At 73.1% G+C, this 16,140-nt stretch carries 14 protein-coding genes and 1 pseudogene; 11 read left to right on the plus strand and 4 right to left on the minus strand.

The window, feature by feature from the left end:
* The 9 genes and pseudogenes from GT045_RS01475 to GT045_RS01515 form a co-directional block, all read left to right on the plus strand.
* Positions 1-765 (plus strand): class E sortase (locus GT045_RS01475; RefSeq protein WP_237538267.1); only part of this gene is annotated, 765 nt, incomplete at its 5' end.
* Positions 766-792: 27 nt separating this feature from the next.
* Positions 793-1,260: pseudogene (locus tag GT045_RS39360) on the plus strand (class E sortase); the annotation flags it as partial.
* Positions 1,261-1,366: 106 nt separating this feature from the next.
* Positions 1,367-2,227 carry an RNA methyltransferase gene (locus GT045_RS01485; protein WP_161333039.1) on the plus strand — a complete coding sequence of 287 codons (861 nt, stop codon included), beginning with the start codon at positions 1,367-1,369 and terminating at the stop codon, positions 2,225-2,227.
* Between the two features lie 50 nt (positions 2,228-2,277).
* Positions 2,278-3,411 (plus strand): ATP-binding protein, encoded by a 1,134-nt coding sequence (locus GT045_RS01490; protein WP_161333040.1) that lies wholly within the window; start codon positions 2,278-2,280, stop codon positions 3,409-3,411.
* A 130-nt stretch (positions 3,412-3,541) separates the two neighbouring features.
* Positions 3,542-4,663, plus strand: coding sequence for a phenylalanine--tRNA ligase subunit alpha (gene pheS, locus GT045_RS01495; RefSeq protein WP_161298391.1), 1,122 nt, complete (start codon positions 3,542-3,544; stop codon positions 4,661-4,663).
* Positions 4,663-7,179 carry a phenylalanine--tRNA ligase subunit beta gene (gene pheT, locus GT045_RS01500; protein WP_161333041.1) on the plus strand — a complete coding sequence of 839 codons (2,517 nt, stop codon included), beginning with the start codon at positions 4,663-4,665 and terminating at the stop codon, positions 7,177-7,179. The genes pheS and pheT overlap by 1 nt, the downstream gene beginning before the upstream one ends.
* Positions 7,180-7,421: 242 nt before the next feature.
* Positions 7,422-8,486, plus strand: a complete 1,065-nt coding sequence (locus GT045_RS01505) for a PP2C family protein-serine/threonine phosphatase (RefSeq protein WP_161333042.1) — start codon at positions 7,422-7,424, stop codon at positions 8,484-8,486.
* Between the two features lie 193 nt (positions 8,487-8,679).
* Entirely contained in the window at positions 8,680-10,020 is a 1,341-nt protein-coding gene (locus tag GT045_RS01510; protein ID WP_161333043.1) for a transcriptional regulator, read from the plus strand.
* A gap of 66 nt (positions 10,021-10,086) precedes the next feature.
* Positions 10,087-10,623, plus strand: coding sequence for an NUDIX domain-containing protein (locus GT045_RS01515; RefSeq protein ID WP_161298395.1), 537 nt, complete (start codon positions 10,087-10,089; stop codon positions 10,621-10,623).
* 12 nt (positions 10,624-10,635) lie between these two features.
* Here the strand turns inward: GT045_RS01515 and GT045_RS01520 are convergent, their stop codons facing one another.
* On the minus strand, positions 10,636-10,896 hold the full coding sequence (locus GT045_RS01520) for a hypothetical protein (RefSeq protein WP_161298396.1): 261 nt from the start codon (positions 10,894-10,896) through the stop codon (positions 10,636-10,638).
* A gap of 192 nt (positions 10,897-11,088) precedes the next feature.
* Positions 11,089-11,964 carry a 3-hydroxybutyryl-CoA dehydrogenase gene (locus GT045_RS01525; RefSeq protein WP_161333044.1) on the minus strand — a complete coding sequence of 292 codons (876 nt, stop codon included), beginning with the start codon at positions 11,962-11,964 and terminating at the stop codon, positions 11,089-11,091.
* A 169-nt stretch (positions 11,965-12,133) separates the two neighbouring features.
* On the opposite strand from GT045_RS01525, the gene GT045_RS01530 reads away from it, so the two are divergent.
* On the plus strand, positions 12,134-13,393 hold the full coding sequence (locus GT045_RS01530; protein ID WP_161333045.1) for a family 10 glycosylhydrolase: 1,260 nt from the start codon (positions 12,134-12,136) through the stop codon (positions 13,391-13,393).
* Here GT045_RS01530 and GT045_RS01535 read toward each other — a convergent pair whose 3' ends face one another.
* On the minus strand, positions 13,394-13,591 hold the full coding sequence (locus GT045_RS01535; RefSeq protein WP_161287665.1) for a DUF1918 domain-containing protein: 198 nt from the start codon (positions 13,589-13,591) through the stop codon (positions 13,394-13,396). It abuts the gene before it with no gap.
* 19 nt (positions 13,592-13,610) lie between these two features.
* Entirely contained in the window at positions 13,611-14,522 is a 912-nt protein-coding gene (locus GT045_RS01540; RefSeq protein ID WP_202526828.1) for a DMT family transporter, read from the minus strand.
* Here GT045_RS01540 and GT045_RS01545 point away from each other — a divergent pair.
* Positions 14,521-16,005, plus strand: a complete 1,485-nt coding sequence (locus GT045_RS01545; RefSeq protein ID WP_202526830.1) for a PLP-dependent aminotransferase family protein — start codon at positions 14,521-14,523, stop codon at positions 16,003-16,005. The two genes, GT045_RS01540 and GT045_RS01545, sit on opposite strands and share 2 nt — an antisense overlap.
* Positions 16,006-16,140 lie beyond the last annotated feature (135 nt).

Raw genomic sequence — 16,140 nt, forward strand, 5'->3', positions numbered from 1 at the left:
GGTGCCCGGGAGACGGTGCCCGCACCGGCTGCGCGGGACCCGGAGCGGCCCCTGACCCGGGTGGAGGCCCGGCGGCAGGCCCGGCTGCGCAGGCCGAGCCCCGCGACCGTCGCCAGCCGGGCCATCGGCGAGGTGTTCATCACCACCGGCGTTCTGATGCTGCTGTTCGTCACCTACCAGCTGTGGTGGACCAACGTCCGCGCGCACGCCCAGGCCGGCAGCGAGACGCACCAGCTCCAGGACGACTGGGCCAGCGGCAAGCGCAGTCCGGGCGTCTTCGAACCGGGACAGGGCTTCGCCATCCTGCACATCCCGAAGCTGGACGTGGTGGCGCCAATAGCGGAGGGCGTCAGCAACAAGAAGGTGCTCGACAAGGGCATGGTCGGGCACTACGGCGAGGCTCCGCTGAAGACGGCGATGCCCCAGGACCGGACCGGCAACTTCGGTCTCGCGGCGCACCGCAACACGCACGGTGAGCCGTTCCGGTACATCAACCGGCTCCGGACCGGCGACGCGGTCGTCGTCGAGACGCAGGACACCTACTTCGTGTACAAGGTGACCTCGATGCTTCCGGTGACCCCGCCGTCCAACACGGGCGTACTGGACCCGGTGCCCCCGGGCTCCGGCTTCACCGAGCCCGGCCGCTACATCACCCTGACCACCTGTACGCCGGAGTTCACCAGCAAGTACCGGCTGATCGTCTGGGGCAAGATGGTCCAGGAACGCCCGCGCAGCAAGGGCAAGCCGGACGCGCTCATCGAGTAGGGCTCAGCGAGTAAGGGCAGAGGAACTGTGGCAGCGACCGCCGACGAGACCGAAGAGACCACGGACGCGTCCGAGCCCGGTCCGGCTCCGGGCCGCCGGCGCCCCGGCCGGATCGCGCTGGCGGTCAGCGTCTTCGGGGAACTCCTCATCACGGCGGGCGCGTTGCTCGGCCTGTTCGTCGTCTACTCGCTGTGGTGGACGAACGTGATAGCCGATCGCCTGGCCCACCACGAGGCCGACAAGGTGCGCGAGCACTGGGCGCGGCAGGACACCGGCCCGGGCGCGCTCGACACCAGGGACGGCATCGGGTTCCTGCACGTCCCGGCGATGAAGAACGGCGAGGTGCTGGTCGAGAAGGGCACGGACACGGACGTCCTCAACGACGGCGTGGCCGGCTACTACACCGACCCGGTCAAGGCCACGCTGCCCATGACCGGCAAGGACGGCAACTTCGCCGTCGCCGCCCACCGGGACGGCCACGGCGCCAAGTTCCACATCCCCGTGGCGCCGCACCCGCCGGCGCGCGTCCCCCGCGCCCCCCGTGGCGCCGCACCCCGCCGGTGCCACGGACAAGAAGACTCTCTCGAAGGTGAAGAAGAGCATGCCCCCCGTCAGCCCCGAGCTGATCTCCCCCCGGTCCGCCCGTGTCGCCGCCGCCCGGCGGCTCGCCAAGCGGAACTTCCGGGGCAAGGACCGGCTGTTCCTCGCGGAGGGGCCGCAGGCCGTCAGGGAGGCGGCCGGGCACCGGGCCGACGGCACGCCCACCCTCGTCGAGCTGTTCACCACCCCCGAGGCCGCCGACCGGTACGCCGACATCATCGGCGCGGCCCGGACCGCGGGCGCCCAGGTGCACCTCGCGTCCGAAGAGGTCATCGCCGACATCTCCACCACCGTCACCCCGCAGGGCCTGGTGGGCGTCTGCCGGTTCCTGGACGCCCCCTTCGAGGACATCCTCGCCGCCCGCCCCAGGCTGGTCGCCGTCCTCGCCCACGTGCGCGACCCCGGCAACGCCGGCACCGTGCTGCGCTGCGCCGACGCCGCGGGCGCCGAGGCCGTGATCCTCACCGACGCCTCCGTCGACCTGTACAACCCCAAGGCCGTCCGCGCCTCCGTCGGCTCGCACTTCCACCTGCCCGTCGCCGTCGGTGTCCCCGTCGAGCGTGCCGTGGCCGGCCTGCAGGAGGCCGGGATCCGGATCCTCGCCGCCGACGGCGCCGGCGACCGCGACCTGGACGAGGAACTGGACAAGGGCGCCATGGGCGGCCCCACCGCCTGGGTGTTCGGCAACGAGGCGTGGGGACTGCCGGAGGAGACCCGCGCCCTCGCCGACGCCGTGGTGCGCGTCCCCATCCACGGCAAGGCCGAGAGTCTGAACCTCGCCACGGCCGCGGCCGTATGTCTCTACGCCTCGGCCCGTGCACAGCGCGCCTCCGGAGGGTGCCGCTCTGTCACCGAGAGCTAGTAGGGTGACCAGCTCGGGGCCCTGCGCCGTCTGAGAGGTGGGGTACGGGGATGAGTGTGGCCGGCACGAGCACCGGGCCGGGGGGCAGGGACACGCGGCACACGCCCCTTCCCCGGCAGGGCGATCACGCGGGCCTCGATCCGGACCAGCTGCCCGACGGCCTCGTCGTCGCCGACGAACACGGCCGGGTGACCTGCTTCAACGCCGCCGCCGCGCGCATCACCGCGGTACGTCCCGCCGACGCCCTCGGGCAGTCGCTGGAGAAGGCGCTGCCCCTGGAGGACCTGGAGGGCCGCCGCTGGTGGCAGCTCACCGACCCCTACGGAGGGCTCGCCATCCGGGTCCGGCAGCCGGAGCGCAACCTGCTGCTGCCGGGCGGCCGCGAGGTGCTCGTCTCCGCCCGCTACGTACGCGACGAGCCGCTGGCGCCGGTGCGGTGCGTGGTCGTCTCCCTGCGGGACACCGAGGCCCGGCGCCGTACCGAGCGCAGCCACGCGGAGCTGATCGCCACCGTCGCCCATGAACTGCGGTCCCCGCTGACCTCGGTGAAGGGCTTCACCGCCACCCTCCTCGCCAAGTGGGAACGGTTCACCGACGACCAGAAGCGGCTCATGCTGGAGACCGTCGACGCCGACGCCGACCGGGTCACCCGCCTCATCGCCGAACTGCTGGACATCTCCCGGATCGACTCCGGGCGGCTGGAGGTGCGCCGCCAGCCCGTCGACATAGGGGCCGCCGTCTCCCGGCACATCCAGGCGTACGTCGCCGCAGGCCAGTCCGCGGGCCGCTTCCTGCTCCGCATCGAACAGCCGCTGCCGGACCTGTGGGCCGATCCGGACAAGATCGACCAGGTGCTCAGCAACCTCATCGAAAATGCCGTGCGGCACGGAGAGGGAACCGTCACCATTGACGTGACGCCCTCGGCATCCCCGCGAGAGGGCGAGGAGACCGGCACGTCGGTCACGGTGAGCGACGAGGGGCCCGGCATCCCGGAGGAATCCATGAACCGCGTCTTCACCCGCTTCTGGCGGGGCAGCAAACGCGGCGGCACGGGTCTCGGGCTGTACATCGTCAAGGGCATCGTGGAGGCCCACGGCGGCACCATCACGGTCGGGCGCGCTCCCGCCGGCGGCGCCGAGTTCCGATTTACGTTGCCCGTGGCGGCCCCGGCTTATCTGGCCTGAGCGCCCCGCGGGCGCATTCGCGTTCCTTCACCCCGTTAGACTCGGCCTTTGGCACCTTTGTGTCCTTCACGCGGCCCTCGCGAGTCGGTGACGGGGACCATCCGCCAGCCAATCGGAAGTACGGGAAGAGATGTCGGCACCGAATAAGTCGTACGACCCTGTAGAGGTCGAGGCGTTGAAACCGGAAGAGATCGAGCGCATGCGGGACGAGGCGCTCGCCGCCTTCGCCGCCGCGGACTCCCTCGACGCGCTCCACGAGGCCAAGGTCGCGCACACCGGCCCGGCCTCCCCGCTGGCCCTCGCCAACCGCGAGATCGGCGCCCTGCCCCCGCACGCCAAGGCCGACGCCGGCAAGCGCGTCGGCATGGCCCGCGGCGCCGTGAACAAGGCCCTCGCCGCCCGCCAGGCCGAGCTGGAGGCCGAGCGTGACGCCCGCGTGCTGGTCGAGGAGGACGTCGACGTCACGTTGCCGTACGACCGCGTCCCGGCCGGCGCCCGCCACCCCCTGACCACCCTCTCGGAGCGCATCGAGGACATCTTCGTGGCCATGGGCTACGAGGTCGCCGAGGGCCCGCAGGTCGAGGCCGAGTGGTTCAACTTCGATGCCCTCAACATCGGCCCGGACCACCCGGCCCGCGGCGAGGCCGACACCTTCTTCGTCGAGGGCCCGGACGGCACGGCCGACTCCGGTGTGGTGCTGCGCACCCACACCTCGCCCGTGCAGATCCGCTCGCTGCTCGACCGTGAGCTGCCGGTCTACGTGATCTGCCCCGGCCGCGTGTACCGCACCGACGAGCTGGACGCCACGCACACGCCCGTCTTCCACCAGGTCGAGCTGCTCGCCGTGGACGAGGGCCTGACCATGGCCGACCTCAAGGGCACCCTGGACCACATGGTCCAGTCGCTGTTCGGCGCGGGCATGAAGACCCGGCTGCGGCCGAACTTCTTCCCCTTCACCGAGCCGAGCGCCGAGATGGACATGCTCTGCTACGTCTGCAAGGGCGACTCCGTCGGCAACCCCGACCGGCCCTGCCGGACCTGCTCGTCCGAGGGCTGGATCGAGCTGGGCGGCTGCGGCATGGTCAACCCGCGGGTGCTCACCGCCTGCGGCGTCGACCCGGAGAAGTACAGCGGCTTCGCCTTCGGGTTCGGCATCGAGCGGATGCTGATGTTCCGCCACAACGTCGAAGACATGCGAGACATGGTCGAGGGTGACGTCCGGTTCACCCGGCCGTTCGGGATGGAGATCTGATGCGGGTCCCGCTTTCTTGGCTGCGGGAGTACGTCGACCTGCCGGCGACCGAGACCGGCCGTGACGTCCAGGCCAAGCTCATTTCGGCCGGTCTGGAGGTCGAGAGCGTCGAGCAGCTCGGTGCCGACCTCAAGGGCCCCCTGGTCGTCGGCCAGGTGCTGACCATCGAGGAGCTGGAGGGCTTCAAGAAGCCGATCCGCTTCTGCACCGTCGACGTCGGCGGTGCCAACGGCACGGGTGAGCCCCAGGAGATCGTCTGCGGCGCCCGTAACTTCGCCGTCGGCGACAAGGTCGTCGTCGTCCTCCCCGGCGCCACGCTGCCGGGCGGCTTCTCCATCGCGTCCCGCAAGACGTACGGCAAGACGTCCCACGGCATGATCTGCTCCGGCGACGAGCTGGGCATGGGCGACGACGGCAGCCACGGCATCATCGTGCTGCCGCCGGAGACCGAGGTCGGCAAGGACGCGATCGAGCTGCTGGAGCTGGTCGACGAGGTCCTGGACATCGCCGTCACCGCCAACCGCGGCGACTGCCTGTCCATCCGCGGCGTAGCCCGCGAGGCCGCCATCGCCTACGGCCTGCCGCTGCGCGACCCCGCCCTGATCGACGTGCCCGCGCCGAACGCCTACGGCTACCCGGTCCAGGTCTCCGACCCGTTCGGCTGCGACCGCTTCACCGCGCGCACGGTCACCGGCCTGCGCCCCGAGACGCGCTCGCCGATCTGGCTCCAGCGCCGGCTGCAGAAGGTCGGCATGCGCCCGATCTCGCTCGCCGTCGACGTCACGAACTACGTGATGATGGAGCTGGGCCAGCCGCTGCACGCCTACGACCGCACGCTGATCCAGGGCCCGATCGGCGTGCGCCGTGCCGAGGAGGGCGAGAAGCTCGTCACCCTCGACGGTGTCGAGCGCACGCTGCACGCCGAGGACCTGGTGATCACCGACGAGCGCGGCCCGATCGGCCTGGCCGGCGTGATGGGCGGCGCCAACACGGAGATCGCGGACCACGAGGCCACCGAGCAGGGCACGACCGACGTGGTCATCGAGGCCGCCCACTTCGACGCGGTGTCGATCGCCCGGACCGCCCGCCGCCACAAGCTGCTGTCCGAGGCGTCCCGCCGGTTCGAGCGGGGCGTCGACCCGCAGGCCGCCGCTGCCGCCGCGCAGCGCACGGTGGACCTGCTGATGCTCCTCGCGGGCGGTACCGCGGAAGCCGGTGTCACCGAGATCATCGCGCCCTCGGCCCCGCACACCATCACGCTCCCGGCGGGCCACCCGGACAAGGTGGCGGGCGTCGACTACGGCCGCGAGACGGTCGTACGCCGTCTCCAGCAGGTCGGCTGCGACGTGTACGGGCAGGACGAGCTGATCGTCACCGTCCCGTCCTGGCGGCCCGACCTGGTCGACCCGAACGACCTGGCCGAAGAGGTCATCCGGCTGGAGGGCTACGAGAACCTGCCCTCCACGCTGCCCAAGCCGCCCTCCGGCCGCGGCCTGACCTCCCGTCAGCGGCTGCACCGCCGGGTCGGCCGGGCGCTGGCCGGCGCGGGCTTCGTCGAGGCGCCGAACTACCCGTTCCTCGGCGAGCAGGTCTTCGACCAGCTCGGCCTGGCCGCCGACGACCCGGCCCGCCGCGTCGTGAAGCTGGTCAACCCGCTGAGCGACGAGGAGCCCGCGCTCCGTACGACGCTGTTGCCGGGCCTGCTGAGCGCCCTGCGGCGCAACGACGGCCGGGGTTCGCACGACCTGGCGCTGTTCGAGACCGGCCTGGTCTTCCTGCGGCGCGAGGAGCGGCGTGCCGCCGCCGTGCACCTGCCCGTCGACCGCCGTCCCACCGACGAGGAGATCGCCGCGCTGGACGCCGCGCTGCCCGAGCAGCCGCGGCACGTCGCCGCCGTCCTCGCCGGCGCCCGCGAGCAGGCCGGCTGGTGGGGCAAGGGCCGTCCGTCCGACTGGGCCGACGCCGTGGAGGCGGCCCGCACCGTCGCCCGCGAGGCCGGGGCCGAACTGATCGTCCGCAAGGGCCAGTACGGTCCGTGGCACCCCGGACGCTGTGCCGAGCTGGTGGTCCTCGCCGACGGCGCGGAGCGGGTCGTGGGCCATGCGGGAGAACTGCACCCGCGTGTCCTGAAGGCCCTGGGCCTGCCCGAGCGCACGTCCGCGATGGAGCTGGACCTGGACGCCCTGGAGGCGGCGGGCGAGGGCGTCCCCCAGGCCCCGGGCATCTCCACCTTCCCGGTCGCCACGCAGGACGTCGCCCTCGTGGTCGACAAGCCGGTGCCCGCCGCGGAGGTCGAGGCGGCCCTGCGCTCGGGAGCGGGCGAACTGCTGGAGTCCATCCGGCTGTTCGACGTGTACGAGAACGCCGAGCAGCTCGGGGACGGGAAGAAGTCCCTGGCGTACGCGCTGCGGTTCCGCGCCGCCGACCGCACGCTGACCGTCGACGAGGCGTCGGCGGCGAGGGACGCGGCGGTCGCGCTCGCCGGTGAGCGGGTCGGGGCGGTGCTGCGGGGCTAGTCGCCCACGGGGCGGGGAACTGCACCGGTACGGCGGCCTCGGGCCGTTCGCGTCGCGCAGTTCCCCGCGCCCCCGCGAGGCGCCGTCGGCTGCATAAATGCGGGTCGGCTCGGTGCGGCTCACTCGTTCGGGTGGGAAGCCCGGCCGATCCGACCCGCCCGGGTCATGCCTCTCGACAGAATCGGACCGGCCTTTCGGGGTCGGTCCGCTGCTCTGTCAGGCCCACATGGGGGACCACAGGCATGATCCGCATCAAGGCACGGGCGCCCACCGGGCGGGCAGCCGTACTGCCCACGGTCTGGGGAGCCGTCGCGGTCGGCTACAAGTTCGGCTGCCCGCTCGCCCAGCAGGACGGGCTCGGGGCGCGCATCGTCACCAGCGCCGTGTTCTTCGCCGTCGGCACCGGCCTCATATTCCATGTCCGTCGCACCCTGCTGCACGAGCTGCGGCTCGCGCGGCGGGCGGCGCGTGTCGCGGAGAGTGTCGTCCTGCGTCCGCTGCCGCCGCGGCTCGACGGGCTCGGCGTCGCCGCCGCCCAGCTGTCCGCGGACCGGGGTGCGTGCGTCGGCGGTGATCTGTACGAGGCGGTCGCCACCGAGCACGGTGTGCGGGTCGTGATGGGTGACGTGCGGGGGCACGGTCTGGCCGCCCTCGGCACCGTCGCCGCCCTCCTCGGCAGCTTCCGCGAGGCCGCCCACGACGAGCCCGAACTGGGGCGTGTCCTGCACAGACTGGACCGCGCCCTCGGCCGGCACCTGCGCGAGCGTGCCCGCGCCGAACATCCGGCGCAGAGCGCGGCGGACCCGGACAACCCGGTCGCCGAGGAGTTCGTCACGGTCCTCCTCCTGGAGATCGGCCGGGACGGCGACGTGCGCGCCCTCAACTGCGGTCACCCATGGCCGTACCTGCTGACGGGGGCGGGGGTCGACCCGCTGACACACGCGGAACCGCTTCCCCCGCTGGGGCCGTTCCCGCTGCCGGCCGAGCTGGAGGCCCGCTCCTGCGGCCGGCTGCTCGCGGGGGAGTCCCTCGTACTGTTCACGGACGGCGCCGAGGACGCGCGGGACGGCCGGGGGCGGTTCTTCGCCCTGCGGGACGTGCTGCGTGAGGGGGTGCGCGAGCAACCCCCGAACCCGCAGGCGATCCTGCGCACGGTCTTCGGTGCGCTCGCGCACCACACGGGCGAGCAGCCCGCGGACGACGTCGCGGTACTGGTCCTGAGCAACGACCGGAAGGAAGCACGGCTGTCCGGGGCGCGGGGCGGCGCGGGCCAGGCCACCCGGCCGCAGCCGGCCCCGCATCGCTGACGTCCTCGGGTGTCACCCGGCCAAGCCACCGCTTTTTCGAGGGGGAACCGGTGGCTTGGCCGGCTCTTGAGTCAACCCGTGCGACACGCTGAACGACACCGCACGCACAGCTTGGACACGGGCACTCGGTTCACACCCCGTGTGAACGCCCACCTACTACGCTGACCGCACCAGGCCACTCGGGGGGCATCCCATGCAGCCCAACACTCTGCTCGACGCCATCCTGGACGAGGCGGGGATCTCGCACGCCGGTCTCGCCGCCCACGTCAACCAGGCGGGGCGCGCCCGCGGGCTCGCGCTGCGCTACGAACACACCGCCGTCGCGCGGTGGCTGAAGGGCCAGCGTCCCCGCGGCCAGGTGCCCGACCTGATCTGCGAGGTGCTGGCCGCCCGGCTGCGCCGCCCGGTCACGCTGGACGACATCGGCCTGGGCGTTCCCGGTGAACCGGGCACACCGCATCCCGGTGCGCTGTCCGGCTTCGTGGAGCGGGCCACCGCGCTGTGGCGGTCGGACGAACAGCAGCGCCCCCATGTGCTGGGCGCCCCCGCGGTCACCGGGACCCCGGCGGTGATGCCGGTGTGGGAGTGGGAGAACCCGCCCGAGGACGTCGACGTCTCCCGGGGCGGCCGGCTCCGGGTCACCGCGGCCGACATCGAGATGCTGCGCGCCGCCCGCGCGCACTACGAGCAGATGTACCGCAAGGCGGGCGGGATCGCGACCCGCACCCGGATCGTCGGGTTCCTCAACGCCGAGGCCGCGCCGCTGCTGCGCGGCAGCTACACCGACGCCACCGGCCGTCAACTGCACCGCGCCACCGGCGGGTTGGTGGCGATCGCAGGCATCTGCGCGTACGACTCCGATGCCCACGGACTGGCCCAGCGCTACTTCCACCAGGCGCTGCGGCTCGCGAAGGCCAGCGGGGACCGGGGACTCGGGGCCTACGTGATCGCCCTGCTGGTCAACCAGTCACTGTTCATGCGGGAGTACCGGCAGGCCGTGGCCTTCGCCGAAGCCGCACTGCGCGCCGCGGGCCGGCACCTCACCCCGGCGCTCGCCTCCGACCTGTACGCGATGCAGGCCAAGGCGTACGCCCACCTCGGCGACAGCGGCAGCGCGCTGTCCTGCATCCGGCGGGCGGAGACCGCCGCGGAGCGGATCCGCCGCGGTCACGAGCCCGACGAGACCGGGTACGTGCAGCCGGGGCTCGTCAACGTGCAGGTGGCCGAGGCGCTGCTCAGCCTCGGCGAGCTCGCCGCCGCCCGGGAGCACGCGGCGGCGGCCGTCGACAACCCCGCCCACGACCGGGGGCGGGTGCACCGGCTGGCCATGCTCAGCACCATCGAACTGCGCCAGGGCAACGCGGACAAGGCCGTCGCCACCGCCGTGCAGATGGCGGAGCAGGCCCGCGGGATGGAGTCCCGGCGGCTGCGGGACAGACTCCGCGCGGTGCGTGAGCATCTGGCCCGCTGCGCCTCGGCGGACACCGCCGAGGCCGCCGAACTGATCGACGGGGCGCTGCGCGTACCGCTGTAGGCCCACTGTGGGGAGGACCGCCACTGCTGCGATATTGCCACTTACTCGGCGGAAGGTGGCAGAACCGTGCAGTGGACGAAACACAACGAACAAACTGTGTATGGGAACCGCTGGTTCAGCGTCAATCTCGCAGATGTCGAGCTGCCGGACGGCCGGCACCTGGACCACTTCCTGATCCGCCTGCGTCCCGTGGCGGTCGCCACGGTCGTCAACGAGGCGAACGAGGTGCTGCTGCTGTGGCGGCACCGCTTCATCACGGACAGCTGGGGATGGGAGCTGGCCGCGGGCGTCGTCGAGGACGGCGAGGACATCGCGGCGGCGGCGGCCAGGGAGCTGGAGGAGGAGACCGGCTGGCGGCCGGGACCCCTGCACCACCTCATGAGCGTGGAGCCGTCCAACGGCCTCACCGACGCCCGGCACCACATCTACTGGGCCGACCGGGGCGAGTACGCCGGACCCCCCGTGGACGACTTCGAGTCGGACCGGCGGGAATGGGTCCCTCTCAAACTCGTCCCCGACATGATCGCCCGTGGGGAGGTCCCGGCCGCCAACATGGCGGCCGCCTTACTCCTGCTGCACCACCTCAGGCTCAGTGAGGGCTAGCGTGCGGCCGGGCTAGTGAGCGGCCAGCGCCTGCCAGACCGTCACCACGAGCGCACCGAGCGCGCTCAGGGCGGCGAGCGAGGGCAGCGGCCAGCGGGTGTGTTCCAGCGAGGCCAGCCGCGCGTTCAGCTCGTCCAGCTCCTTCGCGGTCTCCTCGGTGCGGTGGCGCAGCAGCGCCAGCCCTCCCTCGACGCGGGCGTGAGCGACGTCGAGGCGGCGCCGTAACTCTGCGAGTTCTCCATGGACCACGGGATGCTCCGGGTCGGCGGTCACGGGTCCGCTCCTTTCGGTGGTGGAAGTGGATGGTCCGCATCCCTTGCATGCGCATGAAGAGTGAACTCGCCTGGTGGGCGCATGGGGAGCGTGTGCGACGGGCATATGCGAGCCCGGCGCGCACACGGTGTGTGAAACACACGGGCCCGGCACTCGTCCGAGTGCCGGGCCCGCGGGCGTCGCTCTTCGTAATCAGCCGTAGGTGTAGAAGCCCGAGCCGGTCTTGCGGCCGAGCCGGCCCGCCTCCACCATGCGCTGGAGCAGCGGGGGAGCGGCGTACAGCGGCTCCTTGTACTCGGCGTACATCGAGTTGGCGATGGACACGATGGTGTCCAGGCCGATCAGGTCCGACAGCTTCAGCGGACCCATCGGGTGGGCGCAGCCCAGCTCCATGCCGTTGTCGATGTCCTCACGGCTGGCGATGCCCGACTCGAACATCCGGATCGCCGACAGCAGGTAGGGCACCAGCAGCGCGTTCACCACGAAGCCGGAGCGGTCCTGGGCCCGGATGGCGTGCTTGCCGAGCGCCTTCTCGGCGAAGGCCTGGGCGCGGCTGAGCGTGCCCTCGGAGGTGGTGAGCGCCGGGATCAGCTCGACCAGCTGCTGCACCGGGGCCGGGTTGAAGAAGTGGATGCCGACCACGTGGTCCGGGCGGGAGGTGGCGACCGCCAGCTTCACCAGCGGGATCGACGAGGTGTTGGAGGCCAGGATCGCGTCCGGCCGGGTCACCACCTGGTCGAGCACCTGGAAGATCTCGGTCTTCACCTGCTCGTTCTCGACGACGGCCTCGATCACCAGATCCCGGTCGGCGAACTCGCCGAGGTCCGTGGTGAAGCTCAGCCGCGCCTGGGTGTCGTCCCGCTCCGCCTCGCTGATCTTGCCGCGGTCGGCGGCCTTGGCCAGGGAGTTGAACAGCCGGGTGCGGCCGATCTCCAGGGCCTCGCCGGTGGTCTCGGCGACCTTCACGTCCAGTCCCGCGCGGGCGCACACCTCGGCGATGCCCGCACCCATCTGGCCGCAGCCCACGACCCCGACGCGCGCAATGTCTCCCCCTGGGATGCCCGTCACATCGTTCCCTTCGCTGGTCTTCCGGCTCGCTGGCAGACCTCCGGGTTCGGCGCCTGCTCCGATCGTGCACGTTACCGCCAAGTATCGATGATCGATCGGCGGGGTGGGGCATCCTGGAGCGCGTGACGATCCGTGACCAGGCGGATCCGGAGCGTACGGGGAGGCGCCGATGGGGCGCATGTCGCGGCGGACCTTCGCACTGGCGGCGGTGTCCACGCTGGTCACGGCGCCGGGCGCGGCCGCCGAGGGCGGTGCCGTCCTGGTCCGCCGGACCGCGCAGGGCGGTCGTGAGCCGCGCTCGGCCGCCGCGATGCGGGGCGTGTGGATCGCGACCGTCGGCAACCGGGACTGGCCCTCACGGCCCGGCCGGACGGCGGCCGAGCAGCGCAAGGAGCTGATCGCGCACCTCGACCGGGCGGTCCGTGACCGGCTCAACACGGTCATCCTCCAGGTCCGGCCCACGGCCGACGCGCTGTGGCCGTCGCCGTACGAGCCCTGGTCCGAGTGGCTCACCGGCACCCAGGGCGTGAACCCGGGGTGGGACCCGCTCGGCACGGCCGTGACGGAGGCCCACGCCCGGGGTCTGGAGCTGCACGCCTGGTTCAACCCCTACCGGATCGCCAACCACGCCGATCCCGGCCGGCTGGCCGCCGCCCACCCGGCCCGCAAGCACCCCGCCTGGGTGGTGCCGTACGGCGGCCGGCTCTACTACAACCCCGGCCTGCCCGAGGTCCGCGCCTTCGTGCAGCGCGCGATGCTGGACGCGGTCGCCCGCTACCCGGTCGACGCCGTCCACTTCGACGACTACTTCTACCCCTATCCGGTGGCCGGGCAGACCTTCGACGACGACGACGCCTACGACCGCCACGGGGGCGCCTTCCCCAGCCGGGCCGCCTGGCGCCGGGACAACATCGACACGCTGGTACGGGAGACGGCCGCCGGCATCAGGCGGGTCCGCCCCGGCACCCGCTTCGGGATCAGTCCCTTCGGGGTGTGGCGCAACGCGACCACCGACTCCCGCGGCTCCGACACCCGCGCGGGCGTCGAGACGTACGACGATCTGTACGCCGACACCCGCAAGTGGGTCCGCGAGCACTGGATCGACTACCTCGTCCCGCAGCTCTACTGGCACATCGGGAACGCCGCCGCCGACTACGCCGAACTCCTCGCCTGGTGGGCCGGGGTCGCCCAGGGCGGCAAGACGCACCTGTACATCGGCGAGGCCCTGTACCGGGCCGGTGCCGCAGGGCAGCCGTCGGCCTGGCGCGACCCCGTCGAGCTGTCCCGGCACCTCACCCTGGCCGCCCGCCACCCGCAGGTGCGCGGGCACGTGTTCTTCGCCGCGAGGGATCTGGCGGCCGACAGGATCGGGGCGATGGCGCGGGTGGTCGCCGACCACTACCGCGAGCCGGCGAGACCACCGCGCTGACTACCGCTGCTGTTCCTCGCCGTGCCTGACCTGGCAGTCAGGCCCGGGGGACATGATCGACTCGTGCCCGTTCTCGGACCGGACGCGGTACGGCGGATTACCTTGGACGCCGAGCACCTCGACGATCTCCACCACGTGGTCGTGCTGGCCGACCACCCTGCCGTGCACGACCAGTCGGTCGCCCTTCGATGCATGCATCTACCGACCCTCCTCACGATCACGACCGCTGCGTGACGGCGATGCACACGAGCACGGCCACGGCGGTCAGCGGAGCGGCCGCCGTGAAGTGCTCGCCCAGCAGCAGCGCCGACCACACCAGTGTGAGCAGGGGCTGAGCCAACTGCAACTGGCTGGCCCGGGGGATGCCGACGGCCGCCATCCCGCGGTACCAGACCACCAGCCCCAGGAACTGCGAACCGAGCGCGGCCCACAGCACGCCGGCGACGCCGTGCCCGGTCAGGTGCACCGGCTCGAGGGCCAGCGCCACGGCGGCGGCCGGCACGCTGAGCGGCAGGCACAGCACCAGCGCCCAGCCGATGACCTGCCAGCCCGGCATGACCCGGGCCAGCCGGCCGCCCTCGGTGTACCCGGCCGCGCACACCAGCAGGGCCGCGAAGAGGTAACCGTCGGCGCCGGTGAGCGCCCCGCCGCTCTGCCCGAGGGTGAAGGCGAGCACGGCCGCCGCGCCCGCCACGGCCGCCAGCCAGAACCGCCGGGAAGGCCGGGCGCCGGTCCGCAGGGCCGAAAGGGCGGCGGTGGTCAGCGGCAGCAGCCCCACCACGACGGCCGCGTGTGCCGTGGTGGACGTCTGAAGGGCGAGCGTGGTCAGCATCGGGAAGCCGACCACCACTCCGGCGGCGACCACGGCCAGTCCGGCCAGGTGGCGCCGCGCCGGGAGCGGCACCCCCAGGGCGAGCAGGCAGCCGCCGGCGGCCAGGGCGGCGAGGACCGCGCGCACCGCCACCAGCGACCAGGGGCCGAAGCTCTCCAGGCCCCAGGCGGTCGACGGGAACGTCAGCGAGAAGGCGAGCACGCCCAGGGCGGCCTGGCCGAGGCCGACGCCGAGGGGCTCCCGGGGGGCGGTGACTGCTATCGGGCTCGGGCTAGTAGCGCTACTCTGTGCTCTCATGCAGCAGCGTAACAGCGTGGTTGAGCTGACAGAACAGCTTCGGCGAGAGCTGGACCGCTACTCTCCGGGTGGAAAGCTCCCGTCGAGCCGAGCGCTCGTGGAGCGGTTCCGGGTGAGCCCGGTGACCGTCTCGCGGGCCCTGGCGCAGCTCGCTGCCGAGGGGCTGGTCGTGACCCGGCCCGGCGCCGGGGCCTTCCGGGCCCGCACGCGCGCCCCGCTCGTACCGCCGGGTGACACCTCCTGGCAGGAGGTCGCCCTCAGCGCCGACGGAGCCGCCGACGTCGTACCCCGCACCGTGGACGCCTCGGGCGTCACCGTCTGCCTCGCGGTACCGCCGGCCGGAGTGATCGAGTTCAGCGGGGGTTACCTCCACCCCGTGCTCCAGCCCGAGAAGGCCATGGCCGAGGCGCTGTCCCGGGCCGGCCGCCGCCCCGGCGCGTGGGGGCGGCCACCGCTGGACGGCCTGCCCGAGCTGCGCGAGTGGTTCGCCCGCGACATCGGCGACACCGTCACCGCCGCCGAGGTGCTGATCGCGGCCGGCGGCCAGTCCGCGCTGACCACCGCGCTGCGGGCGCTGGCCCCGCCCGGCGCGCCGGTACTGGTGGAGTCGCCCACCTACCCCGGCATGCTGGCCGTGGCCCGCGCGGCCGGACTGCGCCCGGTGCCCGTACCGGTCGACGCGGACGGGGTGCGGCCCGCCCTGCTCGCCGACGCGTTCCGGGCCACCGGCGCGCGCGTCTTCGTCTGCCAGCCGCTCTTCCAGAACCCCACCGGCGCGGTCCTCGCCCCCGACCGGCGCCCGGAGGTGCTGCGTATCGCCCGCGAGGCCGGGGCCTTCGTGGTGGAGGACGACTTCGTGCGGCGGCTGGTGCACGACGACGCGGGGCCCCTGCCGCGGCCGCTCGCCGCCGACGACCCCGACGGCGTCGTCGTGCACGTCCGCTCCCTCACCAAGGCGACCTCGCCCAGCTTCCGGGTCGGCGCCCTCGCCGCACGCGGGCCGGTGCTGGAACGGCTGCGCGCCATCCAGATCGTCGACACCTTCTTCGTGCCCCGCCCGCTGCAGGAGGCGGCCCTGGAACTCGTCGGCTCACCCGCCTGGCCGCGCCATCTGCGGGCCCTGTCGGGCGAGTTGCGGGCCCGCCGGGACGCCATGACCGCGGGCCTGCGGCTGCACCTGCCCGGACTCGCCCTGCCGCACGTCCCGTCCGGCGGCTACCACCTGTGGCTGCGGCTCCCCGAGGACGCCGGCGGTGCCTCCCCGGCGTACGGCTCCGGGGGAGAGGCGGCACTGCAGGCCGCCGCCCTGCGGGCGGGCGTCGCCCTCAATCCCGGCCGCCCCTACTTCAGCGCCGAACCGCCCGCCGCCCACATCCGCCTGAGCTTCGCCGCGGTGGCCGGCACCGGGGAGATCGCGGAGGGGGTGCGCCGGCTGCGGGCGGCGTACGCCGAGGCGGTGGGATCCCCGGACGGCGGGCGGTGAGCGGCGGCGGCCGGTGAGCGGTGGCGGGCGGCGACGGTGGCGGGCGGCAACGGTGGCGGGCAGTGACGGTGGCGGGTGGCGACGGTGGCGGGCCGGGGCGGGGTGGGGAACTCAGGGCGGGGGGCGTCGGCTGGG

Source organism: Streptomyces sp. SID486, assembly GCF_009865385.1.
Taxonomy (GTDB): Bacteria; Actinomycetota; Actinomycetes; order Streptomycetales; family Streptomycetaceae; genus Streptomyces.

Excerpts from the sequence above, each read along its gene's own strand:
- GT045_RS01485 (WP_161333039.1), top strand. The coding sequence starts at position 1,367 with ATGCCCCCCGTCAGCCCCGAGCTGATCTCCCCCCGGTCCGCCCGTGTC.
- GT045_RS01540 (WP_202526828.1), bottom strand. The coding sequence starts at position 14,522 with ATGAGAGCACAGAGTAGCGCTACTAGCCCGAGCCCGATAGCAGTCACC.
- GT045_RS01490 (WP_161333040.1), top strand. The coding sequence starts at position 2,278 with ATGAGTGTGGCCGGCACGAGCACCGGGCCGGGGGGCAGGGACACGCGG.
- GT045_RS01510 (WP_161333043.1), top strand. The coding sequence starts at position 8,680 with ATGCAGCCCAACACTCTGCTCGACGCCATCCTGGACGAGGCGGGGATC.
- GT045_RS01505 (WP_161333042.1), top strand. The coding sequence starts at position 7,422 with ATGATCCGCATCAAGGCACGGGCGCCCACCGGGCGGGCAGCCGTACTG.
- GT045_RS01535 (WP_161287665.1), bottom strand. The coding sequence starts at position 13,591 with ATGCATGCATCGAAGGGCGACCGACTGGTCGTGCACGGCAGGGTGGTC.
- pheS (WP_161298391.1), top strand. The coding sequence starts at position 3,542 with ATGTCGGCACCGAATAAGTCGTACGACCCTGTAGAGGTCGAGGCGTTG.
- GT045_RS01530 (WP_161333045.1), top strand. The coding sequence starts at position 12,134 with ATGGGGCGCATGTCGCGGCGGACCTTCGCACTGGCGGCGGTGTCCACG.
- GT045_RS01545 (WP_202526830.1), top strand. The coding sequence starts at position 14,521 with ATGCAGCAGCGTAACAGCGTGGTTGAGCTGACAGAACAGCTTCGGCGA.
- pheT (WP_161333041.1), top strand. The coding sequence starts at position 4,663 with ATGCGGGTCCCGCTTTCTTGGCTGCGGGAGTACGTCGACCTGCCGGCG.